Here is a 26,700-nt window from a genome sequence, read left to right on the forward strand (position 1 = left end):
TTTCAGCGCACCTTCACCTGCGAGGCCGCCGTTCCTCCGGCGGAAGCCTCCCAGCCCGCCACCACCGTCGGGTGGGCGGCGAGGGCGCGGGACAGGGGCACGGTCACGGTCGTGCTCCCCTTGCGGGAGACCGTGACGACGTGGCTGCCCGCCGTGCCCTGGTCATCCCGGACGAACACGTGAGCCTTGCCGGCCGCGTTCGCCCGCACCGTCACCTTCACTCCCTCCTGGCCGGTGGAGGCGGAGGTAGCCCACCCGCTCTGCGACTCCTCGGCGGCGGGCCCGCCGCCGAGCGGCACGTGCACCCGTACCGCCTGCTCCAGCGACTGCGGCGAGTCCAGGCTGGACAGCGCCGTGTCCGGGATCACCGGGTCGGGGACGGGCCGGTCGGCGGGCGGCTGGTAGCCCGTCAGCGTGGCGACGCCCCACCGGTACGGGTCACCCTGCACGCCGCCCCACGTCGACCAGCCGATGCGGGTCTGGCCGGTCTTGTCCTGGGTGTCGGAGTCGTAGACCAGGATGTTCATGCCCAGGTGGGAGGGGTCGACCGAGCCCGGCAGCAGCGCCATCGGGATGGACATCTCCACGGTGTAGCCGCCTGAGGCGACCTTCGAGGCCACCCGCATGCCCGGCGCGGTCTGCTCGCCCGGTCCCTGACGGTTGTCGGCGTCCCGCTCGAAGCACGGGGGTCCTTCGGCGGTAACGGGCAGCACCGCCGCCTTGAACGTCGTCGAGGTGTTCTCGGACGTGCCGCGCGGGTCGAACGTGACCTCCACCGAGTCCGTACGCCAGTGCCGCTTGCAGTCGGCGGCGGCCAGCCGCGTGCCGAGCACGTCGTCCTTCACCTGGACCAGCAGGTAGAGGGTGTCGTCGTGCCAGGCGAGCTTGGCCGTGCCCGAGCAGTCGGCCGCCGACGAGCACGCGGTGCCCTCCCACAGGCGCGAGATGTCGAGGGCGGCACCCGGGTACTCGCCGTCGCCCTCCACGCCGTCCACGGACGGAGACGCTTGCGGGACGGCGGCGGCCGGGACCAGCTCGAGCGCCGGCTTGCTCGCGACCGCGCCGTCCACGCTGATGGTGTACGCGTAGTCGCCGCCCTGGTTGGACGTCTTCAGCGAGGGGTCGGAGTTGGTGACGGTGAACGGCACCGTCGTCGAGGCCCCGGCGGCCAGATCGGTGTAGGGCGCCTCTGCGTGGTCCGCGGTGAACCCGGCGGGCAGGTCGACGCGTACGGTGCCGGACCTGGCGGCGTCGCTGACGTTGGTCACCACGACGCCGACCTGCCGGGAGCCGCCGGAGGGCAGGGTGAGCACGGGCGTGACGATGCCGCGCAGCTGCGGCACGCCGACCTCGGAGGTCCACTTCTCGTACTGGGCCACCTGGGGGAGGAGCTGCTGCGTCGCCCGTACGGCGGGGCTGACCTCGACCTGACGGTCGGTGTACCCGCGGCCGTGCTCGGTGGTCAGCGTGGCCGAGACGCGTGCCCGTCCGGTGCCCTGGGCCGGGGTGACGGTGAACGTCGCCGTCCTGGTACGCCCGGCGGAGAGCCCGCCGAGGTCGCCCGGGCCGCTGACCTGCCAGCCCTCGGGGACGCCGAGCTTCACCGACGACCGGCCCAGCGACTCGCGAGAGGGCGCGGTCGCCGCGACCTTGACGGTGAACGGCGTTCCAGGCCGGACGTCGAACGCGCTGGTGCTCAGGCTGAACAGGGTGCCGAGCGGGACCGTGCCGGAGGCCCTGGTCAGCGCCCCGTCAAGGATCGCCGTGGGCGCGGCGGCCGCCGCGCTGCCGGGCGCGGGGAACGGCACCCGCGAGTCCACCTGCGTGAAGAAGTCGCAGCCGAGCTGGCCGGGGTCGGACGGCACGTCGGGGAAGACGGCCCACCCCTGGGAGGCGTACATGCGCTGCGCCTCACGCTCGACGGCCGCCCACGTCTTGCCCTGACTCCGGGACGGCTGCCCGCTCCACACGCCGTACACGTTCTGCGCGGGGTTGGTGGGTTGGAAGGTCGAGACGCAGGAAGGGCCGGTCTGCGAGGTGCCGCGCCCGCCGCCGAGCAGCAGCCGGGCCGGCGCGAACGGCTTCAGCCCCTCACGTGTGATCTGCTCGGGGAACGCCTTGGGGTCGGCCGCCGCGTAGAACGCCTGCACGGCCAGCCGCGCCGCCTGCTGATGGTTGCCGTGGTTGCCGGGTGAGGGCGCCGGATCCATCGTCAGGATCACCTCGGGCCGGGTCTGCCGGACCACCCGCACGACCTTCTCCAGGGTGTCCGCGCCCCAGATCTGGTCGGTCAGGGGTGCGCTCACCGTGTAGTAGAAGTCGACGTCGTCGAGGTTGAACACCTCGCGGACGCCCGCCTTGCCGACCGCCGACCGCTCCTCGGCCTCGCGCAGCAGCCCGAGCGCGGGACCCTCCTCCGGCCCGACCGCGTTGCCGCCGCCCTCGCCCCGGGTGACGGTGACGACGCCGGTGCGGACGTGGTGGTCCTCGTTCCACTGGCCCAGCGTGGACAGGCTGAACGCCTCGTCGTCGGGATGCGCGCCGACGAACAGCGCGTCGAGGTCCACGGGCGAGTCGGCGGAGGCCGCGGACGGTACGGCGGGTAAGAGGGCGAGCGCGACCGTGGCGGCCAGCACCAGCGACAGGCGTTTACGCATGGAACCTCCGGAACGACGGTTACTCGCGGACTGCCCCCTGGAGCAGCCCGCGGACGAAGTGACGTTGAAGGAACAGGTAAAAAATCACCACCGGCGTCGCGACGATGACCGAGCCGGCGGCGAGCAGGGTGAAGCCGGAGGTGTACTGGCCCTGGAAGAAGGCCAGCCCCAGTGGCGCGGTCCGCAGCGACTCACTGGTCACCATGATCAGCGGGATGAGGAACTCGTTCCACGTCCACATGAAGACCAGCACGGTCAGCGTGACGACGGCGGGCCGGGCCGGCGGCACCAGCACCCGCCACAGGATGCGCCAGGTCGAGGCGCCGTCGATGCGGGCGGCCTCCACGATCGCGCGGCTGGAGGCCCGGAAGTACGCCCGCATCCAGAACGTGCCGAACGCCACCGACAGCGCCACCTGCGGCAACGCCACCGACCAGAACGTGTCGATCAGCCCCAGCGAGCGCAGGTCGAAGTAGAGCGGCACCGCGACGGCCTCGCTCGGCATCATGATCCCGAGCATGAACAGGTAGAACAGCGCCGACTGGCCGCGGAAGCGCATGGTGCCGAACGCGTACCCGCTCATGATCGACAGCACCACGCTCACGACCACGACGAACGACGACACCGCCAGGCTGCTGCGCAGGTAGGTGCCGAAGTGGCCGATCTCCCACGCCGCCGTGAAGTTGCCCAGCCCGGACGTGCCGCCGCTGTCGGCTGGGCCGAGCGCGGCGGACAGGATCGTCACGATGGGGAAGAGCGCGAACGCGGCGAACACCGACAGGATGACGTAGTTGGCCACCCGCTCACCGCGCGAGATCACGAGGCACTCCTGTCCGCGAACCGGTTGATCCCGAACGAGATCACGAAGATGACCACGGTGAGCGTGACGCCGATGGCCGCCGCCGAGCCGATCTGGCTGAGCCCGAAGGCCCGGTGGTAGACCTCGTACGACGGCACCGACGTGGAGTCGCCGGGCCCGCCCCGCGTCGTGACGTACACCAGGTCGAACGTGCGCAGCGCGGCGATCACCGTCAGCGTCAGCGCGACGGCGATCTCCCCGCGCACCGACGGCAGCGTGACCGCGAAGAACTCCCTGAGCGCTCCCGCGCCGTCCAGCCGCGCGGCCTCGTACAGCTCGCCGGGGATGCGGCTCATCCCGGCCAGCAGCAGCACCGTCACCAAGCCGGTCTCGAACCAGGTGCCCACCACCCCGACCGCGGGCAGCGCGAACGTGTAGTCGCCCAGCCAGCCCCTGGTCAGCGAGTCGAGCCCGAGCGCGCCGAGCAGCGTGTTGAGCGTGCCGTCGGGCGCGTAGACGCGCCGCCAGGCCACGGCCACGACCACCATGGCCACCACCTGTGGCAGGAACACGACGGTCCGGAAGAATCCGAGGCCGCGTACCTTGGCGTGGTTGAGTATCGCGGCCAGCCCCAGCCCGATGACCAGCGGCCCGGCCGCGTAGAACACGACCAGGACCAGCGCGTGGCCGAACGCGGCCCGCAGCCCCTCGTCGGCGACGATCGCGACGTAGTTGTCCAGGCCGACCCAGCGGCCGAGCGACAACCCGTCCCAGTCGTACAGCGACAGCTGCACCGCGCGCCCGATCGGGTAGAGCAGGAAGACCGCGTAGACGGCGAACGCCGGAAGCAGGTAGAGGTAGGCGACGCGGCGCGGCTCTCCGGGAGGCCGGCCCATGCTCACCCGTTGCTCTCGGCGAACGTCTTGTAGTCCTTCTCCAGCGTGGCCAGGAACTCCTGCGGGGTCTGCTTCTTGGCCAGCAGGTCCTGCAGCGCTGCGCCCAGCGTGTCGGCGAACGTCGGGGTCGCGTAGTCGAGGTAGGGCACCAGCCCGTCCTTCGCCGTCGCCGTGCCGAACGCGGTGAAGACGTCCTGCTGCGGCCCCGCGGGGACGCTCTGCTGCGCCGTGTCGGCGACGGGCAGGTTGCCGGTGGTGGTGAGCACCTTCATCGCGTCGGCGTTGGTGATGAAGTCGATGTACGCCGCCGCCGCGTCAGGGTTGGGGCTCTTGGCCGTGATCGCGAACGGCAGCCCGGTGCCGCCGGTCGCGACGGGCGGCGCGTCGGCCGTGGCGCCCGGCGGCAGCATGAAGCCCAGGTCCTTGCCCAGCGCCTTCTGCAGGTCGGCGAGCAGCCAGGTGCCCCCGATCAGGAAGACGCCCTCGCCCTTGCCGAACGCCTGCCAAGCCGGGTCGTAGCCCTGGCCGTTGAAGCCCTTGTTGAAGTAGCCCTTGTCGACCCAGCCGACGAGCTCCTCGGCGGCCTTGGTGTTCTCCGGCGTGTTCCACGAGGCGCCCTTGCGGCCGAAGGCCAGCGTGCTGATCTGGTCGGCCGGGACGGCGCGGCCCTGCACCGTGCCGAACACGTGGATGGCCGGCCACTTGTCGAGGTTGCCCAGCTGCATCGGCACCTGACCGCCCGCCTTGGCCTTGTCCAGCGCGGCCCCGAACTCGGCCCACGTCTTCGGCGGCTGCAGGCCGAGCTTGGTCAGCTTTGCCTTGTCGTAGAAGATGCCGACGACCTCGCCGACCTGCGGCAGGCCGTACAGGTTGCCCTCGCCGAACACCTTGCCGTCGGCGCTGTAGCTCGAATAGCGCAGCACCGACTGCGGATAGCGCTTCTTCCATCCGTACGCCTCGGCGTAGGCGTCCAGCGGGCGCAGCTGCCCGGCCTTGACGAACGCGCCCATCGACGAGCGCCCGTTGTTGGCCTCCACGATGTCGGGCGGCTCGTTGCCGCTCAAAGCCAGGCGCAGGGTCGTGTTGAGGTCGTCGAAGGAGCGGCTCACCCGGTTGAGCTTGATGTTGGGGTACTTCGCCTGGAAGGCGTCGTTGAGCTGCTTCATCTGGGCGGCCTGACCGCCGCGTACCTCCTGGTCCCAGATCGTGAGTGTGACGTCGCCGAGCTTCGCGGCGTCGGTGCGCACCGCCGAGGCGCTGGGCTGCGCGGAGGTGGCCGCGGGCGGGGCGGAGGATCCCGGGGCACACGCGGTTACGGCCAGGGCGCCGGCGGCGAGCACCGCGAGCGCTCGGAGCGGGGGGTGCATGGTGTTACTCCTTTTGCGCAGGCACGCGAGGCGTGCCGGGGTCCTCGTCCTCGGGCCGGTCGGGCCGCGTCGCGGGGGTCTTGGGCCCGACGTCGGCGTACCGGGCGATGGTGGCGGCGGCGCGGCGCACGGCGCCCACCGGGACGGCGGGCACCAGCTTGTCGAGGAAGGCGTAGCGGCGGGCCAGCGAGTTGCCGTAGGCGCCGGCGTGGTCGGCCGAGTCGCGCACCTCGTGCCACCAGTCGGCGATGTCGCCCCAGCCCGGCGCGGCCAGCGAGCCGCCGAACTGCTGCACCGCCAGCGCCGCGCAGAGCTGCGCGAACGCCAGCCGGTCGGCCAGCGGCCAGCGGCACAGCGTGCCGAGCACGAAGCCCGCGCCGAAGACGTCGCCCGCGCCGGTCGGGTCGAGCGCCGTCACCCGCGGAGCGGGCACGAACGCCTCCTCGCCCGTCGCGGAGTCGATGGCCATGGCGCCGTTGGCCCCGTCGGTCACCACCGCGACGGGCACCTTGTCGGCGATCGCGTAGAGGGCGTCGCGCGGGGTGTCGGCGCCGGTGTAGGCCATCGCCTCGACCGCGTTGGGCATGAACGCGTGGCAGAGGGCGAGCTGGTCGAGCAGGGACCGCGACCACACACCCGAGGGATCCCAGCCCACGTCCGCGAAGATGAGGGCGCCGTCCCTGCGGGCCAGCTCCGCCCAGTTGCACGGACTGTCGGGGGAGTCGAGCGGCTCCTCGGTGGACAGCGGCACGATCACGGCCTTGGAGCAGGGCGGCTTGCCGATCATCTCGGACGCCGCCATGGGAGCCGGATGGCCGTGCGTCACCATGCTGCGGTCGCGGTCGACCGCCATGGAGACCGTCACCGGCGAGTGCCACTGCTCGAAGCGCCGCGACCTGGAAAGATCGACCGACTCCTGCTCCTCCAGCGTGCGCCAGCAGAAGTCGCCGTAGTCGTCGTCGCCGAACGCGGCCGCCAGCGAGGTGCGCAGGCCGAGCCGGCTGGTCGCGATGGCGAGGTTGGCGATGCCGCCGGGGCACGAGCCCATGCCCTCGGCCCAGATCTCGGTGCCGGCGGCGGGCATCGCGGGCAGGCCGGTGAAGACGATGTCGAGAAAGACCGTGCCCGCCAGGAAGACATCGAACCGCGGCCCGTCCGGGGTGCGCTCGTCGGCGAGAGGGTCGTAGGCCTGCATGGACACGGAATGAATCCTCCTCGATAGGCATCGAGATGTGCGCAATCTTGCACGTTTGCTCGAACACTTCAAGTCTTCCCTGGGAGTTTCTGGTCAAAGATGCATACTTCTGCGCGAATCTGACTGATACACTCGCGCCGTGCTTCAGCGCCTCAGGCATGCCGAGATCATGCGCCGGGTCCGCCTTTCAGGCGCCACCAGCGTTCGCGATCTCGCCAGCCAGCTCGGCGTGAGCCCGTCCACCATCCGCAGGGACCTCGAGGTGCTCGACCGCGACGGCACCCTGCGGCGCGTCCGCGGCGGCGCCCTGCTCCTCGACGGTGGGGTCAGCGTCGACGCCGACGCCGACCGGCCGTTCGCCGAGGTGGCGGCCGTGGACGAGCACGACAAGGAGGCGGTGGCGGTCCGCGCCGCGGACCTGGTCAACGACGGCGAGGTGGTCCTGCTCGACATCGGCACGACGACCATGCGCCTGGCCCGGCGGCTGCGCGGGCGCCGCGTCACCGTGGTCACCTCCAGCCTCGCCGTGCTCGACGTGCTGCGCTCCGACTCCGAGGTCGAGGTGCTGCTGCTCGGCGGCATGGTGCGCCGGCCGTACCACTCGCTGGTCGGGGTGCTGACCGAGGCGGCGCTCAGCCAGGTGGTCGCCGACCGCGTGTTCCTGGGCGCCAGCGGCGTGCGGCCGGACGGGCAGCTCGTGGACACCACGCTGGCCGAGGTGCCGCTGAAGCGGGCCATGATCGCATCGGCGGGGCAGGTGGTGCTGCTCGTCGACCGGCACAAGTTCCCCGGCACCGGCGCCCTGCGGGTGTGCGGTCCCGAGGACATCGACGTGATCGTGACGAACAAGGGCGCCGACGAGGAGACGCTGCGCAACTGCGCGGCCGCCGGCGCCGAGGTGCTGCTGGCGTGAAGGGGTTTGGATGAAACTGGCCGTTCTCGGGGGCGGCGGCTTCCGTGTGCCGCTCGTGTACGGCGCGCTCCTGCGCGACACCGCCAAGCCACGCGTGGAGCAGGTGGTGCTGTACGACGTGTCGCAGGACCGTCTCGAGGCCATCCGTCACGTGCTGCGCCGGCTCGCCGCCGGGCACGACGAGCCGCCGGAGATCCACATCACCACCGACCTGGACACCGCGCTGCGGGATACCACGTTCGTCTTCTCCGCCATCAGGGTCGGCGGCCTGGCCGGCCGGACCGCGGACGAGCGGGTCGCGCTGGACCTGGGCCTGCTCGGCCAGGAGACGACCGGCCCCGGCGGCATCTCCTTCGGCCTGCGCACGATCCCCGTCGCGCTGCGCGTGGCGGAGCGGGTGGCCGCGCTCGCGCCCCGGGCGTGGGTCATCAACTTCACCAACCCCGCAGGCATGATCACCGAGGCCATGCGGCACGTGCTCGGCGACCGGGTGATCGGCATCTGCGACTCGCCGATCGGGCTGATCAGGCGGGCCGCCGCCGCGCTCGGGCTCGATCCCGCGCGCGTGTCGCCCGACTACGTGGGGCTCAACCACCTCGGCTGGCTGCGCGGCCTCGTCCATGACGGGCGCGACGTGCTGCCGGGGCTGCTGGCGGACGATGACGCGCTGCGGCAGGTGGAGGAGGCGCGCATCTTCGGCGCCGACTGGGTGCGCACACTGGGCGCGCTGCCCAACGAGTACCTGTACTACTACTACTTCACCCGGGAGTCCGTGGCCGCGATCTCCGGGCGGACGCGCGGGGAGTCGCTGCTGCTCCAGCAGGACGACTTCTACGCGGCCGTGCGCGCGCGGCCCGAGCAGGCGCTCGACGAGTGGGTCAGGGCGCGCAGGCTGCGCGACGAGACGTACATGGCCGAAGCCCGAGACGCCACCGAGGCCGGCGAGCGCGCCGCCGCCGACCTGGAGGCGGGCGGGTACGAGGGCATCGCCCTGGCCCTCATGGCGGCCATCGCCCGCGGCGAGCCCACCTCCATGATCCTCAACGTGCGCAACGGCGCCGCGGTGCCCGGCCTGCCCGCGGACGCGGTCGTCGAGATCCCGTGCGCGGTGGACGGCTCGGGCGTCCGCCCCTTGGCCACCCGCCCCCTGCCGGGCCGCTTCCTGGGCCTGATGCAGCAGGTGAAGGCGGTGGAGCAGGCCGCCATCGAGGCCGCCACGACGGGCTCGGCCCGCCTGGCGGTCGAGGCGTTCGCCCTGCACCCGCTGGTCGACTCGGTGACGACGGCTCGCCGCCTGCTCGACGGCTACCGGGCCCGCATCCCCGAGCTCGCCGCCGTCATCCCGGGCTCCTCCGACTCCTCAGGGGCGTGACCGGCGGTCCCTTCGAGGGCGTCATGGGCGGCCTGGAAGAGGTGGAGCTCGCGCCCGGGACGGCAGACGAGCTGCAGCCCCACCGGCAGGCCGTCCACCGTGCCGGCGGGCACGGTCAGCGCGGGCAGCCCCAGCACGTTCCACGAACTCGTCAGGCCGAGCAGAGCTTGCCGCACCGCGGGTCGGCCGTCCACCTCCGTCTCGAGCAGCGGGGCGACGATGGGCACGGTCGGCAGCGCCAGGACGTCGTGCCGCTCGAACAGCGCCCCGACGTCCCGGGCGAACCCGGACCGAGCGGCCTGCGCTCGCACGTACCGCCAGCCGGGGATCTCGGCGGCCGTGCGCAGGCGTTCCAGCACCTCGGGGCCGAACAGCTCGGGCGCCCCGGCCAGCCGGTCGGCGTGCACCGCCGCGGCCTCGCAGCTCTGGATCGCCGTGTACGTCTCCCGCAACTCCTCGCCGAGCCCTTGCCGCAGCCGCACCTCCGCCACGTCACCTGCGACGGCGCGCACCGCGTGAACCACCCGCGGGTCCCCGGCGAACAGCCCGCCGGGATCGAGCCAGCCCACACGCGCGGGACCGGCGTCCTCACGTAGCTGGGCGGAGGCCAGGCAGCGGTAGGCGAGCAGGCAGTCCCGCACGTCCCCGGCCAGGACGCCGACGTGGTCGAGGCTCTGCGACAGGGGGAACACGCCGTCCGCCGGGATCGCCCCGTACGCCGGTTTGAACCCGGCGATCCCGCACAGCGCGGCCGGAATGCGGACCGAACCGCCCGTGTCGGTGCCGAGCGCGAGCGGCACCAGGCCCGCCGCCACGGCTGCCGCGCTGCCGCCGCTGGAGCCGCCGGACATGCGTGCCGGATCCCTGGGGTTGCGCGACGGGCCGTTGGCCGAGCGGTCGCCCGTGGGGCCGTACGCGAACTCGTGGGTGGTGGTCTTGCCCACGATGACGGCTCCGGCTCGGCGCAGCCTGGTCACGCATTCGGCGTCGGTGTCCGGGACGTGTCCGGCGAAGTGCCGCGAACCCATCGTCGCGGGGAGCCCCGCCACGTTGATGAGATCCTTCACGCCGACCGGCACGCCGTGCAGCGGACCCCGGTCGGTGCCCGCGGCCAGCTCGGCGTCCGCCCGCCGCGCCGCGGCCAGCGCCCCGTCGGCGTCCACGGTGACGAACGCGTTGAGCTCGGGGTCGCGCTCGGCGATGGCCTCCAGGGCCTGCTCGACGAGTTCGGAGGAGGTGGTGCGGCCTTCGCGCAGGTCCTGGGCTAGGTCGGTGACGGCACGGCCGGTGAAGGGACCGGGGGAGATCGGCATGGAGTCCTTTCCAGGCATCGTCGGGTGACGGAACCACTGAACACCACGCGCTTCCCCTTTGCGAGGCCGGGCTTCCCGTCCCAGCGCGCCGGCCGCGGTCAGGAGGCGGCCCCGGCAGGCGCGGTCCGTACGGTCCTGAGCGCCCCGCTCCACGACACGAGCTGGTCGAACAGCGCGGTCAACGCCGGCTCCTGGTGGTCCCCGGGGCTGAAGGGGCCGCCGAAGCCGTCGAAGTCCGTACGCAGGTTCAGGGTCACCTGCTGGGCCACCCCGGCGATCCGCAGGGCGGCGAGCACCGGGCGCAGCGCCTCGACGGCCCGCACGCCGCCGTCGACGCCGTACGAGACGAAGGCGGCGGCCTTGTCGTTCCACTCGGCGTACACGCGGTCGAGGGCGTTCTTCAGGCTGCCGGGATAGGAGTGGTTGTACTCGGGTGTGACGAACACGTAGCCGTCGTAGGCGGCGACGGTCTCGGCCCATAGGTGGGTGTGGGGGTGGGTGTAGCGGCCGACGGCGGGCGGGAGGGGCTCGTCGATCGGGGGCAGGTCGACCTCGGCCAGGTCGATCAGGTCGAAGTCGGCGTCGCTGCGCCGGCTGGCCCGTTCGAGCACCCAGTGCGCGACCGCCTGGCCGGCGCGGCCGGGGCGGGTGCTGGCGAGGATGATGGCGATCTTGGTCAACGGGACTCCAGGGTCGGGGTGAGGAAGGGGTCGAGGGCGGCGTACGTGGTCTCGGGCCGTTCGCGGACGGGCAGGTGGCCGGCGATCGGCCGGACGCTGCCGGGTCCGGGCGCGTTGTGCGGCAGGAGCACCGCGGGACCGGAGCCCACCACGCGCACGTTCGGTTCCGCAGTCATGTCAGCCCTCCTCGGCGTACTCGGCGAACTGCGCGACCAGGCTCTTGGGCGCGTCGTCGGCCATGCAGACCAGCAGGCTCGCGGCCGATTCCGCGGCGGCCTCCCCGGCGCGCGCGAACATGCCCGCCTCGTACGCCTCGAGCGCCGTCTCCGCGTCCCCCGGGTGGGCCAGGAGTGCCTGGGCGAGTTCGGCGGCGTCCAGCATGGCGTTGTTGGCGCCTTCTCCCGCGAACGGCGACATCACGTGGGCCGCGTCCCCCAGCAGCGTCACCCCGGGCACCCGTTCCCAGCGGTGACCGACCGGCAGCGCGACGATCGGCCTGGGCACGAGCGCGCCGTCCGCGTCGGCGACCAGGGCCCGCAGGCTGGGGTCCCAGTCGCCGAACTCCGCCAGCACGGCCCGCTTGGCCGCGCCGATGTCGGCGAAGTCGATGCCGTCGAGCCAGGACACATCGGTCTTGAGCGCGGCGTAGACGTGGAGGCTGCCGTCGGACTCGCGGTGCGCGAGGAAGCCCCTGGCGTCGGAGAGTGCCATGAGCATGCCGCCGCCGACGACGGCTGCCGCCTTGGGGTGGCGCGCGTCGGCGTCCCACAGGTCGCACTCGACCATGACGACCCCGGTGTACGCGGGCCGCTCCGGGGTGAGCAGCGGGCGGACCTTGGACCAGGCGCCGTCCGCGCCGATCAGGAGGTCCGTGGTGAACGCCCGGCCGTCGGCGAGGGTGACCTCGTGCCGGCCGGCGCCCGCCCCGCGTACGGAGGCGACCTTGGCGTCCCAGCGCACCGTGCCCTCGGGCAGGGAGTCGAGCAGCAGGTCACGCAGCCGGCCGCGATCGGCCTCCGGACGCCCGCGCGAGGTCCCGTCGTCGATCTCCTCCATGTGGACGGTGGCGTGCTTGTCGAGGATGCGCATCGACTCCCCGCCGGGGAACACCAGCGCCTGGAACTCGTCGAGGAGCCCGGCGGCCCGCAGCGCGACCTGGCCGGAATCGTGGTGGATGTCGAGCATGCCGCCCTGGGCGCGGGCGTGCCGGTCCGCGTCGAGGTCGAAGACGGCCGTCTCGACGCCGTTGACGTGCAGGACGCGGGCGAGGGTCAGCCCGCCGAGGCCCGCGCCGACGACGGCTATGGGGTGGTGGTTCATGGTGAGGTCCTCCTGGGTCTTCACTCGCGAGGGGTGACGCGGGTGCCGTTGATGACGGCACGGAAGATCCACGCCAGCTTCTGCTCGGGGGTGCCGGAGACGATGTCGTCCCCGAGGGCGGCGATGCGCGGGTGCGTCTCGGCGGACACGTCGCGCAGCGCCTGGACGAGCGCGTTGTGTTCGTCCTCGGCGGAGATGTCGTGGTCGCGCACGGACTGCTCGGCGGCGGTGGCGGTGGCCACCTGGAGCAGCACGTCGACGCCCCATGCGGCCTGCCCGTCCGGTACGCCGCCCGCTTGCAGCAGCGCGAGGATCGCCTCGAGCAGGGCCAGGTAGTGGGGGCCCGACGGGCGGGCGACCAGGGCGGAGTTGGCCAGGCTCGGATTCCGGAACAGCACCAGGGTGTACGAGCCGAGCACCGCGGCCAGCCGGTCCCGCCAGTCGCCTTCGGCCGTGACCGGGGACAGGTCGACGTCGGCCAGCATCTCGTCCAGGATCGCGGCGTGCAGCTCGGCGGTGTTGGCCACGTAGACGTACAGGGAGGCCGGGCCGGTGTCGAGCTCCTGCGCCAGGCGCCGCATCGTGACGCGCTTCAGCCCTTCGGCCTCCATGAGGCGGACCGCGGTGGCGATGATGCCGGCGTGGGTCAGGGCGGGCTTGGCGGGGCGCTCGCGGCGGCTGCGGGGTTCGGGCGTTCTCGGTGCCATGCCCGCCACCATAACGAACATGTTCGTAACGAACAAGTTCGTCGTTCATTTCCGGAGGCGAGGCACCGTACTGTGCCTGCCCGCTCGGGAAGTTCCCGCGCGGCGGCCGTGTTGCTGCGAGCGTGGAGAATCGTTTCGCGGACGACGATGTCATCAAGCGCCTGCTTCATGAGGCGCAGACCTGGGCCTTCGTGGGGCTGAGCGACAACCCGGAGCGTACGGCCTATGACCAGGCGCAGCTGCTCCAGGCCAGAGGCAAGCGGATCATCCCCGTACATCCTGCCGCCGAGACCGTGCTGGGCGAGCCCGGATACCCGTCGCTGGCCGAGGTGCCGGGGAAGGTGGACGTCGTCGCCGTTTACCGGCGTTCCGAGTTCGCGGGGCAGTCGGTTGACGAAGCGATGGCGATCGGGGCCGGGGCGGTCTGGCTCCCGCTCGGGGTCATCGACGAGGCCGCGGCTCAGCGCGCCTTGAACGCCGGCCTCGACGTCGTCATGGATCGCTGCCCGGGCGTCGAATGGGCCCTGCGCAGAGGTGCTTAGGACTCGAGTCCAAGATCAATCACTCGCATCCCCCGCCTTCCCGTCGACCGACAGCTTGACGACGAGTTCCCTTCGCCGCCCGTCAGCCCCCAAACGAGGGCGCCTGCCGACGGCTCCTGGCGCGCCAGGGCCCGGCCGACGATGTCGGTGACCCTGACCTCGCCCCTCCTTCGTCCCGTCAGCGACAGTTTGAACGGGAACCCCGCCGCGTCGCAGGCCGGAGTGAAGCAGAAGCCGGACAATCGGAGGCCGCCGTGGGCAGCGGGTGATCAACCCATGTCGACGTCGTCATTCCAGGATTCCTCGACGCCGACCCGTACGGGAGGCTCCGAAGCGGAAACCCTTCCTTGACATCCTCCCGGAACGGCCCGATCAGTACCGTGGCCGCGAAAACACCGACGGCCGGCACAATGGACACGGTGATGCCGGTGAGAATGGCCGGCTTTCGCTCAGACCGATTCCCGGCGTGCACAGGTGATTCGGTCGGCCCGGATTCTGATGGAATCCACCGGGTGGTGGGGGCGCAGGAGGCCTTTGGGCAGGTGGCGGAGGGGCCCGGCCATTTGGAGGAACCCACCTCATCGCGGGGTCAGGAGGAGGGGCATTGTGCAATTCGGGCGATTCTCCAGAATTATCCGGCTGCGAGAACCGGTCCCCTGGCGTGGTCGGGGAGTCATGATGAGGCAGCCCATTGGGGCGGTCCAGGGAGCCGGTGGAAAAGCCGCAGCGTAGGCGCGGGTGGGGGACCTTCGCAAGATCACCGGTAGGGTTGCGACGCAAAAAGGAGTTCCGAATTGTCGCGATTAGCCCTGCTCATCTGGGTGGCCGCCCTGGCCGCCGCTGCCTATCCCACCTGGGACACGTGGCGTCCTCAAGACGGAAGCGAGTACGTGGAGCTCATCGGGTGCTTGGGCGACTTCGGTGACTGGGACGATTCGCCGTTCCTGTCGCTGCGGGGCGATCTCGCCACGATCACCGATCTCGCGACGACGTGGGCATTCCCCTCGCTGACTGTGCTCGCGGCTCTCGGTCACTGGCACTCGGCCGCGGCGGGCCGCCGGGCCGCGGCGGCCCTCACCCTGATCGCCTTCGTCCGGCCGCTCACCCCTGCCTACTCCGGAGATGAGCCATGTGATGGGCTGCTGCCGCTGTTCAGCCTCGACTGGTTCAAGACGGTGGCCACCGCATGGGGACCGTGGGAACTGTCCCTCCTGACGGCCGCCCTGCTCGTGCTTCTGGCGACGCACGCGCTCGGCCCCGCCGAGGAGCCTGCCGTCGCCGTGCCGTCCAGGCCGGGGTGGCATCGGGTGCTGACGCTGCTGATCGACTACCTGGCCGTGACCGTGCTGGTCGCACTTGCCGTCCGCCTCACCGGGGGCTGGTCGATCGAGGTGGGTGCCGGCCTGCTGCACTGGCTCGGTTTCGATGAGGTGCTCGACGAGCCGGCCAGGCTGCTCTTCTACCCTGCGCTGATCCTCTACATCCTCGTCAGACGGCGCTTCACCAGCCGTCCCACCTTGGTCCGCCCAATGCCGGCGGCACCGCGAAGCAGGCGCGCACCGGTCATCCGCCTGCAGCCGCGGCGATGAGTGTCCTCCGCGCCGGCCGCCCTCGCCGCCGCCCCCTGGCTCCCCGAGCTGCGTCGCCGCCGGCGTCGCACGGCTGCCCTTCTTGACCGGTGCTGCCTCTGCAACTTGCCCTTTTCCGAAGGACCACGTCCGTGGATGGTCGGAGAGTGGCCATCCACGGCCTCGCGGGTTGACGTCCCTTGGGGGAGAGGGGTGATCGGCCCCGGTGGAGACGGTGGTCGCCGGTCCGGCGCGCCGTGCGCTGGGGGTGGCGCATCTGGTCGGTGCCCAGGGTGCACGGGACGCGCGGTCGGCGTGTCGTGCTCGGCCGGTGGCTTGCCGCGTCGGTTGCGCCCCGCGCTCGGCGGGTGGCCGGCCGGGGGGTCAGCGGGTGGCGCCGAGGCGGTGGGCGAGGCGGTCGAGGGAGAGGTTGATCAGGATGAAGATGGCCGCGATGAGGATCGCCGCCGGAATGACGTTGGAGAAGTTGGCCGCGATCCCGTTCAACCCCCGATCCACCAGCTCGTCGTACCCCACGATGAGCCCCAGCGCCGAGTCCTTCAGCAGCACCACGAACTGGCTGACGATGGCGGGCATCATGGCGCGGAACGCCTGGGGCAGCAGCACGAGCCGCATCACCTGCCCCTTGCGCATGCCGATCGCGTAAGCCGCCTCCGCCTGCCCGCGAGGCAGGCTCTGCACACCGGCCCGGATGATCTCCGCGATCACCGAGCCGTTGTAGAGGGTGAGCCCGAAGACGACGGCGGCGAAGGCCGAGATGTTCGCGCCGATGAGCACGTACGAGCCGAAGAAGGCGAAGAAGATCAGCAGCAGTAGCGGGACGGACCTGAAGAACTCCACCACGGCGGCCGCGGGCACCCGGATCCACCGGTGGTCGGACAGGCGCGCGGTGGCGAAAACGAGCCCGAACAGCCCCGCCAGCACCACCCCCGCCAGGGCCGCGCCCAGCGTCCCGGCCAGCCCCGGCAGGATGAACGTGGCCCAGACGTCGCCGCGCAGCAGCGGCGTCCACTTGTCGGCCGTCCACTGGTCCTTCGCGTCGAACCGCACATAGACCACGTACGCCAGCGCCAGCAGCACGAGCGCGACGCCCGCCGCCAGCACCCGGTTGCGCCGGATGCCGCGGGGTCCGGGCGTTTCGTAAAGGTTCGCGTAACTCATCACATCACCGCCAAGAAGTTCATCTCGCCACCGCCATCCGCCGCGACAGCCAGCCGAACAGCAACCCCATCGGCAGGCACAGCAGCACGAATCCGGCCGCGAAGCCGAGGAAGATCTCGATGACCTGGTCCCCGTACGTCTCGATCATCTCCCGCATCCGCACGGACGCCTCGCTCACGCCGACCACGAGCGCGATCGTGGTGTTCTTGGTCAGCGCGATCAGGATGCTGCCCAGCGGCGCCACCACGGCGCGGAAGGCCTGCGGCAGCGTGATCAGCCGCAGCGTCTGCACGAAGCCCAGCCCCAGCGACCGGGCCGCCTCCGCCTGCCCCACCGGCACCGTGTTGAGTCCGGAGCGCAGGGCCTCACAGACGAACGCCGAGGTGTAGGCGGTCAGGCCGATGACGGCGAGCCAGAAGTTGTTGGTCGCGATGTCGTCCGACAGCTCGACCCCGAGGTTCGCCCCGACGCCGAGGCCGGTGAACAGCAGCACCAGGGTGAGCGGCGTGTTGCGGGCCACGGACACGTAGGCGCTCGCGGCGCCGCGCAGGGAGGCCAGCGGGGCCACCCGCATGCCGGCCAGCAGCGTGCCCAGCACCAGCGAGCCGATCGCGCTGACCGCCGTCAGCCGTATCGTCATCCAGAACGCGGCGAGGATCGTCTCGCGTTCCATCAGCAGTGCTTCCATACGATCAGTACCGCTCCAGCTGCGGGGCCTGCGGGAGGGCGAAGCCGGAGGCGCCGACGCTGGCCTGCAGCGCCTTCGTCCAGCTGCCGTCGGAGAACATCTTCTCCAGCGCGTCGTTGACCGCCTTGCGCCCGGCCGTGTCGTCCTTCTTCAGCCCGATGCCGTACTTCTCGGTGCTGAACGGCTTGCCGACCACCTTGAGCTTGCCCGTGTGCTGCGCGGCGTAGCCGGCGAGGATCACGTTGTCGGTGGTGATGGCGTCGAGCTGGCCGCCGAGCACGCGGTCCACGCAGGCCGAGTACGTCCGCTCCTCCTGCAGCTGCACCTCCTTGGCGTACTCCGTCTTGACCTTCTGCGCCGGGGTGGAGCCGGCGACCGAGCAGAGCTTCTTGCCGTTCAGCGCCTCCGGCCCGGTCAGCGCGGCGTCGGCCGCCCTGACCAGCAGGTCCTGCCCGGCCACGAAGTAGGGGCCGGCGAAGGACACCTTCTGCTTCCTGGCGTCGGTGATCGAGTACGTGGCCACCACCATGTCGACCTGGCCCTGCTCGATGAAGGCCTCCCGGTTGGCCGACACGGTCTCCTTGAACGTGATGTCCTTGGCCTCGACGCCGAGCTGCTTGGCCACGTACTTGGCGACCTCGATGTCGAAGCCGGTGAAGCTGCCGTCGGGCGTGCGCAGCCCCAGCCCCGGCTGGTCGGCCTTCACGCCGATCACCAGCTTCTTGTCGTTCTTCGCCTTGTCCACGACGGAGGCGTAACTGTCCTCGCCGCCGCCGCAGGCCGTGGCGGCGGTGGCCAGCGCGATCACAGTGAAGGTCGCGTAGAGGGAACGGCCGAACATGGAAGCTCCTTAGTGGGTGAGGATCTTGGCGAGGAAGGACTGGGCGCGCTCGCTGTTCGGGGAGCCGAAGAACGCGTCGGGGGTGTTCTGCTCGACGATCTCGCCGTCGGCCATGAAGACGACCCGGTCGGCCGCGCGCCGGGCGAAGCCCATCTCGTGGGTGACGACGACCATGGTCATCCCCTCGCGGGCGAGCGAGGTCATGACGTCGAGCACCTCGTTGACCATCTCGGGGTCGAGCGCCGAGGTCGGCTCGTCGAACAGGATCGCCTTCGGGTCCATGGCCAGCGCACGGGCGATGGCCACCCGCTGCTGCTGCCCGCCGGACAGCTGCGCGGGGAACTTGGCCGCCTGCCCGCCGATGCCGACCCGGTCGAGCAGCTCCTGGGCCTTGCGCTCGGCCTCCGCCTTCGGCCGCTTCAGCACGTGGACCTGCCCGAGGACGACGTTGTCCAGGACGGTCTTGTGCGCGAAGAGGTTGAAGGACTGGAAGACCATGCCCACCTCGGCGCGGAGCTTGGCGAGCGCCCGGCCCTCAGCCGGCAGTGGTGTTCCGTCCAGGCTGATCGTGCCGGAGTCGATGGTCTCCAGCCGGTTGATCGCCCGGCACAGGGTCGACTTGCCCGCTCCGGAGGGGCCGATGACCACCACGACCTCGCCCTGCCTGACGGTCAGGTTGACGTCCCTGAGCACATGGTGGTCGCCGAAGCGCTTGTTGACCTGGTCCAGGACGATCAGGTCCGCGTGAGTCATGCGTCACGCTCCTTGTCTCGGTCAGCGTTGGCGTAACCGTAGGAGCCGCATGTGTCACCGAAAGGCTTATGCGCGTTCTGCTCAGCGATTGGCGGGGCGAGATTGATCAGCTGTGGCGCCGGAGACGCCGATGGTGTCCTTGTAGGCGCGGTCCCACTGCCCGTCGCGCAGCCACTGACCGATCAGCCCGTTGAGGTGGTCGCGGAAGCCGGTGTCCTGCTTGCGCACGCCGATCCCGTACGGCTCGCGCCCGAACGGCTTGCGCGCCAGCCGGAACACGTCCGGATGCTGGTCGAGCAGGCCGAGCAGGATCGTGTCGTCGGTGCTGATCGCGTCGACCCGCCCGGCCATGAGCGCCGGCACGCACACGCTGTAGGCGTCCACGATCTCCAGGCGGGCGCCGGGCGCCAGGGTGTGCAGCCGGTCGCTGGAGGTGGAGCCCTTCGCCGTGCACACGTCCTTGCCGTCCAGGTCCGACACGTCGTCGATGGTGGTGTCGGCGACCCTGACCAGCAGGTCCTGCCCGGCGTAGTAGTACGGGTCGGTGAAGGTGACCAGCTGGGCGCGGGCCGGCGTGATCGAGTACGTGGCGATGACGACGTCCACCACGCCCTGGGCGATGAAGTTCTCGCGCTCGCGCGACACCGTCTCCACGAACCGGATGTTGCGTTCGCTGCCGGTGAGGTCCTTCGCGATGAGCCTGGCGATCTCCGCGTCGAACCCGGTGATCCGCCCGCTGGCCGGGTCCTTGTAGCCGAACATCGGCTGGTCGAACTTGATACCCACCGTGAGGATGCCGCGCTCCCTGATCCGCCACATCGTGGAGCCCTCGGGGAAGGGATTGTCCTCGCCGCAGCCCGCGGGCAGGAGACAGAGCAGTACGGCGAGCAGCACCCTGAGCGTGCTCACCGTACGCGGTACCGGTGCTGCGGGCGTCCGGTCGGCCCGTACTTGGGACGCCCCTCGACCAGTCCGCGGTCGGCGAGATGCTCCAGGTAGCGGCGGGCGGTGGCGCGGCTGACGCCGATCATCCCGGCCAGCTCGTGCGCCGAGGCGTCCTCCGTGACGGCGGACAGCGCGTCGAGCACCAGCTGCTCGGTCGCCGCCGAGATGCTCTTCGGCCGGGAGCCCTGGTCGAGGTGGAGCGAGCGGAAGATGCGGTCGATCTCCTGCTGCTCGACGAACCGGTCGCCCGCCTCCAGCTGCTCGGCGGTGGCCGCGTAGCGCAGCAGCGTCTGCTCGAGCGTGCCCGCCCTGGTCGGTTTGACCAGGTAGTACAGGGCGCCGCGCTGCATGGCCGCGCGTACCGTCGCCGACTCCTTGCGCCCTGAGATCACGATGACGTCGGCGGACGGCTGGTCGGGCCGGCGCAGCCGGTGCGCCACCTCGAGTCCCGGCAGGTCCGGCAGGTGCAGGTCGAGCAGCACCAGCCGGGGCGCGAAGCGGCCGGCGGCGGCGAGCGCGGCCTGCCCGGTGTGCGCGATCCCCACCACCCTGAACCCGAGTACCCTGTTCACCTGCGCGTGCAGCGCCGCGGTGACGACCGGATCGTCGTCCACGATGAGAACGGTGATGTCCCGGGGTTCAGGCATCGCCAGCTCCTCGTCCAGGTCCAGTTACTACAAATCAGAGTGAGCTTAGGCGGGTTTTGTTACAAAAGATCGAGTTTTGCGCGTTCTGCTCACCGGGATCCGCCGCGCGTGTCCGTTCCCTCTTAATCTGTACCCCGAACGACAGGGGGGAGGACGGACGCCGGTGAGATGGCTGCTCGCGGTGACGGCCCTGTGGACGGTGCTCGGCCTCCTGCCCCTGGCGCTGCTGACCTCCTCCAGTATCTCCCTGTCGGAGCAGGCCGTGACCGACGAGGTCACCGACCGGGTCAAGACGACCGCCTCGGTGAGCCGGGTCGTGGTGGAGCAGCAGATGGGCTCGCTCGAACAGCTCGTCACCGCGTTCGCGCAGCGCCCGGGCGTACGCGACACGGTGGCGCACTCCACCGCCGGCGCCATGCGCGACCACCTCGGCGAGCTCAAGCAGATGCGCGACGGTGTCAGCGGGCTGATCCTGGTCTCGTCCGACGGGCGCATGCTGGGCGCGGAGCCCAAGACCGTGCTGCCCCAGGACATCAGCGCCACCGACTGGTACCGCGCGGTGCGCGACCGGCGGGCGGCCCACATCTCGCAGGCGTACACGCCCACGATGGTCGGCGTGTCCAGGGCCGTCGCGGTGGCCGCGCCGATCCCCAGCGCCGACGGCAAGCGCATGCTCGGCATCCTCGCGGTCGTCTACAGCCTGGACGCCATCCAGGACTTCGCCAAGGAGGCCGCCGAGGCGCAGGACATCCGGCTGCTGATCACCGACCGGGCCGGCGTGCTCGTCGCCGACCCCGACAGGAAGCTGCTCGCGCTCACTTCCCTGCGCGAGGACCCGCGGGTGGACGCGGCGCTCGCCGGCCGCACCTGGAACGGCAGGTTCCCCGGGATCGACGGCACCGTCCTGTCGGCCTCGGAGCCGATCCCCGGCATCGGCTGGACGGTCACCGCCGAGGTGTCCGCCGCCGAGGCGCTGGCCTCGGCCGAGCAGCTCAGGGCGAACGTGCTGACCGTCGCGGCGCTGCTGGCGCTGCTCATCCTCATCGGCCTGGGCCTGCAGCTCCACACGACGCGCGGCCGCCGCCGGGCGCAGGTCACGCTGGCCAGGTACGCGTCCGAGCTGGCCGCCGCCAGGGACGACGCGGTCAGCGCCTCCAGCGCGAAGTCCGAGTTCCTGGCCAAGATCAGCCACGAGATCCGCACCCCGATCAACGGCGTGCTCGGCATGAACTCCCTGCTCATGGGCACCCGGCTGGACGACGAGCAGCGCCACTACGCCACCACCGCCCAGGAGTCGGCCCAGAACGTGCTGCGCCTGCTCGACGACTTCCTCGACCTGTCCAGGATCGAGGCGGGGCACCTCCAGGTGGATGAGGTGCCGTTCGACCTGCCCAGGCTCTGCGACGAGGTGGTCGCGCCGTTCGCGCCGCACGCGTACGAACAGGGGCTCTGGCTCACGCTGCGGCTCGGCGAGGACGTGCCGCGGCAGGTGTCGGGGGACCCGGCGCGGCTGCGCCAGATCCTCACCAACCTGGTGGGCAACGCGCTGAAGTTCACCGTTCAGGGCGGCGTCGACCTGCACGTCACCCTTGACGAGGGGGAGCCGGGCGACCCGCGCGCGGTGCTCGGGTTCGCGGTCGCCGACACCGGGATCGGGGTCGGCCCCGACGACCGGGAGAAGGTGTTCGGCGTCTTCCGCCAGGTCGACTCGGCGATCACGCGCAGGACCGGCGGGAGCGGCCTGGGGCTGGCCATCGGCCGGCAGCTGACCGAGCTCATGGGCGGGGAGATCGGGCTGGACAGCGTTGAGGGCGTCGGCAGCCGGTTCTGGGTGCGGCTGCCGATGGACGTCCTGACCTGGTCGGAGCCGTCGGTCGAGGCCCTGCAGGGGCGGCGCGCGCTCGTCGCCGACCCGCGGCCGGAAGACCGCGCGCTGGCGGTGCGGTCCCTGGCGGGCGCGGGGCTCGAGGTGGACGAGAGCAGGGACGGGGAGTCCACTCTCTCGCTGCTGCATGCCGCCGCGGCGGACGGGCGACCGTACGAGCTGGCGGTCGTCGCCCTCGACCTCGGCGCCGACGCCGAGTCGATCGCGCATGTGATCCTCACCGACCCGCTGTTCCACGCCACCAGCGTCATCGTGGTCGTCACGCCGGGACGCGCCGGCTTCGCCTGGCCCGGCGCCGCGGGGGAGCGCGCCGTGCAGTCGATCACCCGGCCGCTCAGCCGCCGCCGCCTCCTCGCCGCCGTGGAGAACACCCTGGTCACCACCGAGTGCCCCGGGGAGCCGCGCGAACGGGCGGAGACCGCCGCGCAGGGCGCCCGGATCCTGGTGGCGGAGGACGACGAGGTCAGCCGCCAGGTGGCGATGCTCGTGCTGCGGCAGGCCGGGCACGAGGTCGAGGTGGTCGACGACGGCGAGCAGGCCGTGCGCGCCGTGCTGGGCGGCGGCTACGACCTGGTCTTCATGGACTGCCAGCTGCCCGTGCTCGACGGCCTGACCGCGACCGAGGAGATCAGGCGGCGCGAGGACACGCACACCCCGATCATCGCGATGACCGCGGCGGCGATGCCGGACGACCGGATCCGCTGCCTGGAGGCCGGGATGGACGACCACCTGGCCAAGCCCGTGGACTGGGCGCGCGTGCTGGCCAGGATCCCCGAGTGGGCGGCGTACTCCGGGCTGCCGCCCGAGCTGGCGGGCCTGTCGCCGGAGGCGCTCGCGGACGTGGCGGAGGCGTACCTCGTCACCGCCACGCGGACGTTCGAGGAGCTGCGGCGGGCGGTCCAGGCCGGCGACGCGCCGGAGGTGGCCTCGCTCGCGCACCGGCTCAAGGGCAGTTGCGCGACCGTCGGGGCCGTACGGGAGGCCGAGTTGTGCCAGCGTGTCGAGGACCTGGCGCGTACGGGCGCCGTCGAGCGGGAGCCGCTCGACGAACTGGGCGAACTCCTCAAGGCAGCCCCCTCGTGGATGAACACTGCGTAGCAGTAAGTTAACGTCCGGGAAATTTGTCTAAGTTACTGTCGCGATGTTGCTGAACATGATCATTTGTAGTGATTGGAGGGTTGATGGCTGATTCCTCCAGTGAGCCCAGCCCAACGACCACCTCGAGCCCGACGGCCACGAGCAGCCCTACCTCGAGCCCGGCGCCGACGAGCAGTCCCACCTCGACGCCCACGGAGTCGCCCAGCCCGACGGGCTCCCCGACTCCGACCCCCACACCTACGGGTTCGCCGAGCCCGACGGGTTCGCCGAGCCCCAGCCCGACGGGTTCGCCGAGCCCGAGCCCGACGGGTTCGCCGAGCCCGAGCCCGACGGGTTCGCCGAGCCCCAGCCCGACCCCGTCGGACACCCCCACGCCCACGCCCACGTGGCCGGGCACCCCCACGCCCACGTGGCCCGGTACCCCTTCGCCGACGTGGTCGGCTCCTCCCGCGCCGTACCCGTACCCCCGCCCGTCCCCCGACCCGGAACCCACGCCCACCCCGGGTGCCCCCGGCGGCCAGGTCCAGATCGACTGGACGTCGATCCGCCGCCTGGCCGAGCTCTTCGACAAGACCGGCGACGACGTTGTCGCGCTCCACCGCAAGTCCACCTCGCTGGCCACCACCTCCGACCTGGTCGGCGGGGACGGCGACGGGCGCGCGTTCGCCGAGTGGTACAGCGACGGCTACGACTCGCTCACCGACGCCATGCAGCGCATCGCCGACAAGAACTTCAGCTCGGCGGGGAACTTCCGCGACCTGGAGAAGTTCTGGGACTTCCTGGAAAAAGAGATCATCAACACGCTGCCCAAGATCCCCGATGTCGGTGAGCCGCCGATCCCGAAGGCACCGCCGCTCAAGGAAGGTGCCTGATGTTCGATCCCTTCCAGGCGCTGGCCTGGTTCGCCGACGTGCACGTGCCGGTGGCCGACGTGAGCAACCTGCGGGATCGGGCCAAGGCGCTGCGCGCATTAGCCGCCTCCATCGGGAAGATCGCCCACCAGACCGGCACCGGCGTCGCCAAGGAGCGCAAGGCGAACGACAGCCGCTCCGTGGACCGTTTCGCGGACGTGTGGCCGGAGGAGCTCGCCCCCCGCTACGCCGCGCTCCAGGAGGAGCTGCTGGACCTGGCGGCGGGCTGCGAGGACTACGCCGACGCCGTGGAGGAGCACCGCGAACAGCTCCGGGTCATCGGCACGATGCTCGCGGCCATGGCCTTCACGATGCTGTTCGGCTTCGTCTACCCGGCGGCCAGGGAGGCGGCCAAGAAGGCGTTCAACTGGCTGGTCGCCAGGGCCAGGCTGGAGCGCACGCTCTTCCAGAAGATCACCAAGATGATCCTGGAGATGCGGATGGGCAAGCGCCGCGTCGGCCAGTACTTCGTCCGGGAGGGGCTCGACGCGCTGGCGGACTCCGTCCTGTGGACCGCCCTGAAGACCGGCGTTCACGCGGGCAGCTCCGCGGCCACCGGGAATCCGACGGGCAACCTCTGGGAGTACGCGGGCAAGCACTTCGCCGCCGAGATGGCCTACAACGGCGGCATCAAGGCGTTGAGCGACGTGCGCAAGTTCTTCCCCGCCACGAAGATCACCGACACGCTGCTGGGCACGGGACCTGCGGGCAAGTTCTTCCGCCGCACTCTGTCGGCCGCCACCATCTACCCGCTCGTGGCCAGCGGCTCGCTGACGCCACAGGGCGCACTCCGCTCGGCGCTTGCGCACGCGCCCAGAGCGTTCATCTTCAAGCGCTGAGTGAGTGAGGAACAGCGATGACGACACCGCACACCGGTGACCCGGAGATCGATCGCGCTCTGGCCGAGATGGCGGCGCACACGGCTCGCTTCGAGGAGGTGAGCCGCCTGCTGGATGAGACAAGGGGGCGCGGCGAGAGCGCCGGCGGGCAGGTCGCCGTCGAGCTCAAGGCCACCGGCTCGCTGGCCGCGCTGCACATCGACCCCCGCGCGATGCGGCTGGGCTCGCAGGCGCTGGCGGAGGCCATCGTCGCGGCGTTCCGGCTGGCGGAGGAGGACGTGGCGGCGCAGTCGTACGACGTGGCCAGGACCGTCTTCGACACCTGACCACCCCCGGACGCGCGTCGTCCACGCGGCGGGGGCGGACAGCCGGTTGGAGCGGTATGCCGTGAATGGGGGTGGCCCGCCGCCGAGGCCCGCGACGTCCGCGACGCGGCGATCCGCGCCGTCCGCCCCGCACAGCGCCTGCGCCGAGGCCCAGGGTCAGTTGCACGAGCAGTCGCAGCAGTCACAAGAATCACAAGAGTTACAACAGTCGCAGCAGTCCGAGCAGCCTGAGCAGTCGGGGCAGTCCAGGTCGCGCAGGAAGCAGCGCTTGTCGCCAGGCTGACCGTCTTCGCTGCTCCACCACTGGGGCCGCCACAGGCCACAGGCCAGGAGCGTCGTGACGGCGGCCGCCGAGGTGCGCATCCAGCCGGGACGCTCGTACGGCCCCCGGAACGCCCGCTCCACCGCCCGGCGCACCTCGGTGCCGAGCAGCGCGTCCACCAGGTGACGCTCCTCCAGCTCCACGTCCCGCAGGGCCAGGGCGAGGCCACGCGCGGCGTCGTCGCACAGCCGCCGCGCCTCCCGCGCCGTGGTGCCCGTCGCGGTGAGCGGGTTGAACGTGCCCCGCGCGGCGTCCGCCGCCTGGTCCTCGACCGCGTCCAGCAGATGCGCGAGCCGGCCGAAGAACCTGCCCGACTCGGCCAGCGCGGCGGCGTTGCCCGGGCGCCCGGCGAGCACCGCCGTGTGCGCGAACGCCGCCGCCACCGCCTCCTCCGTGGGCGCCGTCAGCTCCAGCACGCTTCCACGGGAGGTGACGCGGCGTTCCAGATCGAGCTGCCGGTCCACGGTCGCGACCAGCACGGCCGTGTCGAACCCGACCCCGGCCCCCAGCCGGGCCCCGCCCGCCTCCCACCGCGCCGCCAGCCGCCGCCGGGCCAGAGCCGTCCCGAAGGCGGCGTCGCCGTCGGCCAGGTGGTCGCGGAGCTTGCCCGCGCCCAGCACCAGCGAGACCGCGGCCGCCAGCCGCGCCCCGGACGCCCGCGCGTCCACCACCTCGGCGGCGCGAAACCCGCGCAACGCGCACGGCCCGGCCATCCGGCGTGGTGCGGCCGATGGGAGCTGTGCCTCGGTGAGCACCGAGATGATCAGCGTGTCGTAATTGGTGGCCAGACGCGCCCCGTGCCCCTGCCCGTCCCGCAACGTCAGGCACAGACCGCACAGATGCGCCTGCCACGCCGCACGCAACGACGGGCAGCCATGCTCACCGCAGGGGCGGATGATCCCGAACACTGGGGAATTGTACGGGTACTGGGTGG

At 71.5% G+C, this 26,700-nt stretch carries 25 protein-coding genes; 8 read left to right on the forward strand and 17 right to left on the reverse strand.

Translation table 11 applies throughout. The annotated features are described in order from the left end of the window. Nucleotides 1–2: 2 nt before the first annotated feature. The 5 genes from ACQPWU_RS24530 to ACQPWU_RS24550 are packed head-to-tail and all read right to left on the reverse strand — an operon-like array spanning nt 3 to nt 6,914. Nucleotides 3–2,657 carry a sugar-binding protein gene (locus tag ACQPWU_RS24530; RefSeq protein ID WP_433443958.1) on the reverse strand — a complete coding sequence of 885 codons (2,655 nt, stop codon included), beginning with the start codon at nt 2,655–2,657 and terminating at the stop codon, nt 3–5. Nucleotides 2,658–2,676: 19 nt separating this feature from the next. Further along, on the reverse strand, nt 2,677–3,477 hold the full coding sequence (locus ACQPWU_RS24535) for a carbohydrate ABC transporter permease (RefSeq protein ID WP_433443960.1): 801 nt from the start codon (nt 3,475–3,477) through the stop codon (nt 2,677–2,679). Then, the gene (locus ACQPWU_RS24540; RefSeq protein ID WP_360711778.1) at nt 3,474–4,352 is read right to left on the reverse strand and encodes a carbohydrate ABC transporter permease; all 879 of its coding nucleotides are present in this window, start codon (nt 4,350–4,352) and stop codon (nt 3,474–3,476) included. Before ACQPWU_RS24540 ends, ACQPWU_RS24535 begins: the two co-directional genes overlap by 4 nt. 2 nt (nt 4,353–4,354) lie before the next feature. After that, nucleotides 4,355–5,719, reverse strand: a complete 1,365-nt coding sequence (locus ACQPWU_RS24545; protein WP_433443962.1) for an extracellular solute-binding protein — start codon at nt 5,717–5,719, stop codon at nt 4,355–4,357. A 4-nt stretch (nt 5,720–5,723) separates the two neighbouring features. Further along, entirely contained in the window at nt 5,724–6,914 is a 1,191-nt protein-coding gene (locus ACQPWU_RS24550) for a carbohydrate kinase family protein (RefSeq protein ID WP_433445282.1), read from the reverse strand. A gap of 139 nt (nt 6,915–7,053) precedes the next feature. Here ACQPWU_RS24550 and ACQPWU_RS24555 point away from each other — a divergent pair, with 139 nt between their 5' ends. Further along, the gene (locus tag ACQPWU_RS24555) at nt 7,054–7,827 is read left to right on the forward strand and encodes a DeoR/GlpR family DNA-binding transcription regulator (RefSeq protein WP_433443964.1); all 774 of its coding nucleotides are present in this window, start codon (nt 7,054–7,056) and stop codon (nt 7,825–7,827) included. Nucleotides 7,828–7,837: 10 nt separating this feature from the next. Continuing rightward, nucleotides 7,838–9,199 carry a 6-phospho-beta-glucosidase gene (locus tag ACQPWU_RS24560; RefSeq protein ID WP_433443966.1) on the forward strand — a complete coding sequence of 454 codons (1,362 nt, stop codon included), beginning with the start codon at nt 7,838–7,840 and terminating at the stop codon, nt 9,197–9,199. Here ACQPWU_RS24560 and ACQPWU_RS24565 read toward each other — a convergent pair. The 5 genes from ACQPWU_RS24565 to ACQPWU_RS24585 form a co-directional block, all read right to left on the reverse strand. After that, entirely contained in the window at nt 9,133–10,512 is a 1,380-nt protein-coding gene (locus ACQPWU_RS24565) for an amidase (RefSeq protein WP_433443968.1), read from the reverse strand. The genes ACQPWU_RS24560 and ACQPWU_RS24565 overlap by 67 nt on opposite strands. Before the next feature lie 98 nt (nt 10,513–10,610). Next, complete coding sequence (locus ACQPWU_RS24570) at nt 10,611–11,192, reverse strand: NADPH-dependent FMN reductase (RefSeq protein WP_433443970.1); 582 nt, start codon at nt 11,190–11,192, stop codon at nt 10,611–10,613. Next, nucleotides 11,189–11,368 (reverse strand): hypothetical protein, encoded by a 180-nt coding sequence (locus ACQPWU_RS24575; protein WP_433443971.1) that lies wholly within the window; start codon nt 11,366–11,368, stop codon nt 11,189–11,191. Before ACQPWU_RS24575 ends, ACQPWU_RS24570 begins: the two co-directional genes overlap by 4 nt. A gap of 1 nt (nt 11,369) precedes the next feature. Continuing rightward, nucleotides 11,370–12,536 carry an FAD-dependent oxidoreductase gene (locus ACQPWU_RS24580; RefSeq protein ID WP_433443973.1) on the reverse strand — a complete coding sequence of 389 codons (1,167 nt, stop codon included), beginning with the start codon at nt 12,534–12,536 and terminating at the stop codon, nt 11,370–11,372. After that, nucleotides 12,533–13,219, reverse strand: a complete 687-nt coding sequence (locus ACQPWU_RS24585; RefSeq protein WP_433443975.1) for a TetR/AcrR family transcriptional regulator — start codon at nt 13,217–13,219, stop codon at nt 12,533–12,535. The genes ACQPWU_RS24580 and ACQPWU_RS24585 overlap by 4 nt, the downstream gene beginning before the upstream one ends. Before the next feature lie 122 nt (nt 13,220–13,341). On the opposite strand from ACQPWU_RS24585, the gene ACQPWU_RS24590 reads away from it, so the two are divergent. Next, on the forward strand, nt 13,342–13,761 hold the full coding sequence (locus tag ACQPWU_RS24590; protein ID WP_433443977.1) for a CoA-binding protein: 420 nt from the start codon (nt 13,342–13,344) through the stop codon (nt 13,759–13,761). Between the two features lie 794 nt (nt 13,762–14,555). Next, complete coding sequence (locus tag ACQPWU_RS24595) at nt 14,556–15,350, forward strand: hypothetical protein (protein WP_433443979.1); 795 nt, start codon at nt 14,556–14,558, stop codon at nt 15,348–15,350. 363 nt (nt 15,351–15,713) lie between these two features. On the opposite strand, the gene ACQPWU_RS24600 is transcribed toward ACQPWU_RS24595, so the two are convergent. From ACQPWU_RS24600 to ACQPWU_RS24625, 6 genes are all read right to left on the reverse strand, one after another. Beyond that, a complete protein-coding gene (locus tag ACQPWU_RS24600; RefSeq protein ID WP_433443981.1) occupies nt 15,714–16,511 on the reverse strand; it encodes an amino acid ABC transporter permease in 798 nt (265 codons plus the stop codon). A gap of 19 nt (nt 16,512–16,530) precedes the next feature. Next, nucleotides 16,531–17,199, reverse strand: a complete 669-nt coding sequence (locus ACQPWU_RS24605) for an amino acid ABC transporter permease (RefSeq protein WP_360710858.1) — start codon at nt 17,197–17,199, stop codon at nt 16,531–16,533. A 4-nt stretch (nt 17,200–17,203) separates the two neighbouring features. Further along, a complete protein-coding gene (locus ACQPWU_RS24610; protein WP_433443983.1) occupies nt 17,204–18,040 on the reverse strand; it encodes a glutamate ABC transporter substrate-binding protein in 837 nt (278 codons plus the stop codon). Nucleotides 18,041–18,049: 9 nt separating this feature from the next. Continuing rightward, entirely contained in the window at nt 18,050–18,793 is a 744-nt protein-coding gene (locus tag ACQPWU_RS24615) for an amino acid ABC transporter ATP-binding protein (RefSeq protein WP_433443984.1), read from the reverse strand. An 81-nt stretch (nt 18,794–18,874) separates the two neighbouring features. Further along, entirely contained in the window at nt 18,875–19,702 is an 828-nt protein-coding gene (locus ACQPWU_RS24620) for a glutamate ABC transporter substrate-binding protein (RefSeq protein ID WP_433443986.1), read from the reverse strand. After that, on the reverse strand, nt 19,699–20,385 hold the full coding sequence (locus tag ACQPWU_RS24625) for a response regulator (protein ID WP_433443988.1): 687 nt from the start codon (nt 20,383–20,385) through the stop codon (nt 19,699–19,701). The genes ACQPWU_RS24620 and ACQPWU_RS24625 overlap by 4 nt, the downstream gene beginning before the upstream one ends. 163 nt (nt 20,386–20,548) lie before the next feature. Here ACQPWU_RS24625 and ACQPWU_RS24630 point away from each other — a divergent pair, with 163 nt between their 5' ends. The 4 genes from ACQPWU_RS24630 (at nt 20,549) to ACQPWU_RS24645 (ending at nt 25,444) form a co-directional block, all read left to right on the forward strand. Then, nucleotides 20,549–23,368 (forward strand): response regulator, encoded by a 2,820-nt coding sequence (locus ACQPWU_RS24630; RefSeq protein WP_433443990.1) that lies wholly within the window; start codon nt 20,549–20,551, stop codon nt 23,366–23,368. Nucleotides 23,369–23,451: 83 nt separating this feature from the next. Then, a complete protein-coding gene (locus ACQPWU_RS24635; protein WP_433443992.1) occupies nt 23,452–24,240 on the forward strand; it encodes a hypothetical protein in 789 nt (262 codons plus the stop codon). Next, a complete protein-coding gene (locus ACQPWU_RS24640) occupies nt 24,240–25,118 on the forward strand; it encodes a hypothetical protein (RefSeq protein WP_433443994.1) in 879 nt (292 codons plus the stop codon). Before ACQPWU_RS24635 ends, ACQPWU_RS24640 begins: the two co-directional genes overlap by 1 nt. A gap of 17 nt (nt 25,119–25,135) precedes the next feature. Beyond that, nucleotides 25,136–25,444: a YbaB/EbfC family nucleoid-associated protein gene (locus tag ACQPWU_RS24645; protein ID WP_433443996.1), complete on the forward strand. Its 309-nt coding sequence runs from the start codon at nt 25,136–25,138 to the stop codon at nt 25,442–25,444. A 156-nt stretch (nt 25,445–25,600) separates the two neighbouring features. Here the strand turns inward: ACQPWU_RS24645 and ACQPWU_RS24650 are convergent, their stop codons facing one another. Further along, nucleotides 25,601–26,674, reverse strand: coding sequence for a DUF5685 family protein (locus ACQPWU_RS24650; protein ID WP_433443997.1), 1,074 nt, complete (start codon nt 26,672–26,674; stop codon nt 25,601–25,603). Between the last annotated feature and the right edge of the window lie 26 nt (nt 26,675–26,700).

It is taken from the genome of Nonomuraea sp. CA-141351, assembly GCF_050944675.1.
Lineage (GTDB): Bacteria > Actinomycetota > Actinomycetes > Streptosporangiales > Streptosporangiaceae > Nonomuraea.

Excerpts from the sequence above, each read along its gene's own strand:
- ACQPWU_RS24540 (WP_360711778.1), bottom strand. The coding sequence starts at position 4,352 with ATGGGCCGGCCTCCCGGAGAGCCGCGCCGCGTCGCCTACCTCTACCTG.
- ACQPWU_RS24575 (WP_433443971.1), bottom strand. The coding sequence starts at position 11,368 with ATGACTGCGGAACCGAACGTGCGCGTGGTGGGCTCCGGTCCCGCGGTG.
- ACQPWU_RS24550 (WP_433445282.1), bottom strand. The coding sequence starts at position 6,914 with ATGCAGGCCTACGACCCTCTCGCCGACGAGCGCACCCCGGACGGGCCG.
- ACQPWU_RS24635 (WP_433443992.1), top strand. The coding sequence starts at position 23,452 with ATGGCTGATTCCTCCAGTGAGCCCAGCCCAACGACCACCTCGAGCCCG.
- ACQPWU_RS24565 (WP_433443968.1), bottom strand. The coding sequence starts at position 10,512 with ATGCCGATCTCCCCCGGTCCCTTCACCGGCCGTGCCGTCACCGACCTA.
- ACQPWU_RS24645 (WP_433443996.1), top strand. The coding sequence starts at position 25,136 with ATGACGACACCGCACACCGGTGACCCGGAGATCGATCGCGCTCTGGCC.
- ACQPWU_RS24585 (WP_433443975.1), bottom strand. The coding sequence starts at position 13,219 with ATGGCACCGAGAACGCCCGAACCCCGCAGCCGCCGCGAGCGCCCCGCC.
- ACQPWU_RS24615 (WP_433443984.1), bottom strand. The coding sequence starts at position 18,793 with ATGACTCACGCGGACCTGATCGTCCTGGACCAGGTCAACAAGCGCTTC.
- ACQPWU_RS24605 (WP_360710858.1), bottom strand. The coding sequence starts at position 17,199 with ATGGAAGCACTGCTGATGGAACGCGAGACGATCCTCGCCGCGTTCTGG.
- ACQPWU_RS24640 (WP_433443994.1), top strand. The coding sequence starts at position 24,240 with ATGTTCGATCCCTTCCAGGCGCTGGCCTGGTTCGCCGACGTGCACGTG.
- ACQPWU_RS24545 (WP_433443962.1), bottom strand. The coding sequence starts at position 5,719 with ATGCACCCCCCGCTCCGAGCGCTCGCGGTGCTCGCCGCCGGCGCCCTG.
- ACQPWU_RS24560 (WP_433443966.1), top strand. The coding sequence starts at position 7,838 with ATGAAACTGGCCGTTCTCGGGGGCGGCGGCTTCCGTGTGCCGCTCGTG.
- ACQPWU_RS24625 (WP_433443988.1), bottom strand. The coding sequence starts at position 20,385 with ATGCCTGAACCCCGGGACATCACCGTTCTCATCGTGGACGACGATCCG.
- ACQPWU_RS24530 (WP_433443958.1), bottom strand. The coding sequence starts at position 2,657 with ATGCGTAAACGCCTGTCGCTGGTGCTGGCCGCCACGGTCGCGCTCGCC.
- ACQPWU_RS24610 (WP_433443983.1), bottom strand. The coding sequence starts at position 18,040 with ATGTTCGGCCGTTCCCTCTACGCGACCTTCACTGTGATCGCGCTGGCC.
- ACQPWU_RS24600 (WP_433443981.1), bottom strand. The coding sequence starts at position 16,511 with ATGAGTTACGCGAACCTTTACGAAACGCCCGGACCCCGCGGCATCCGG.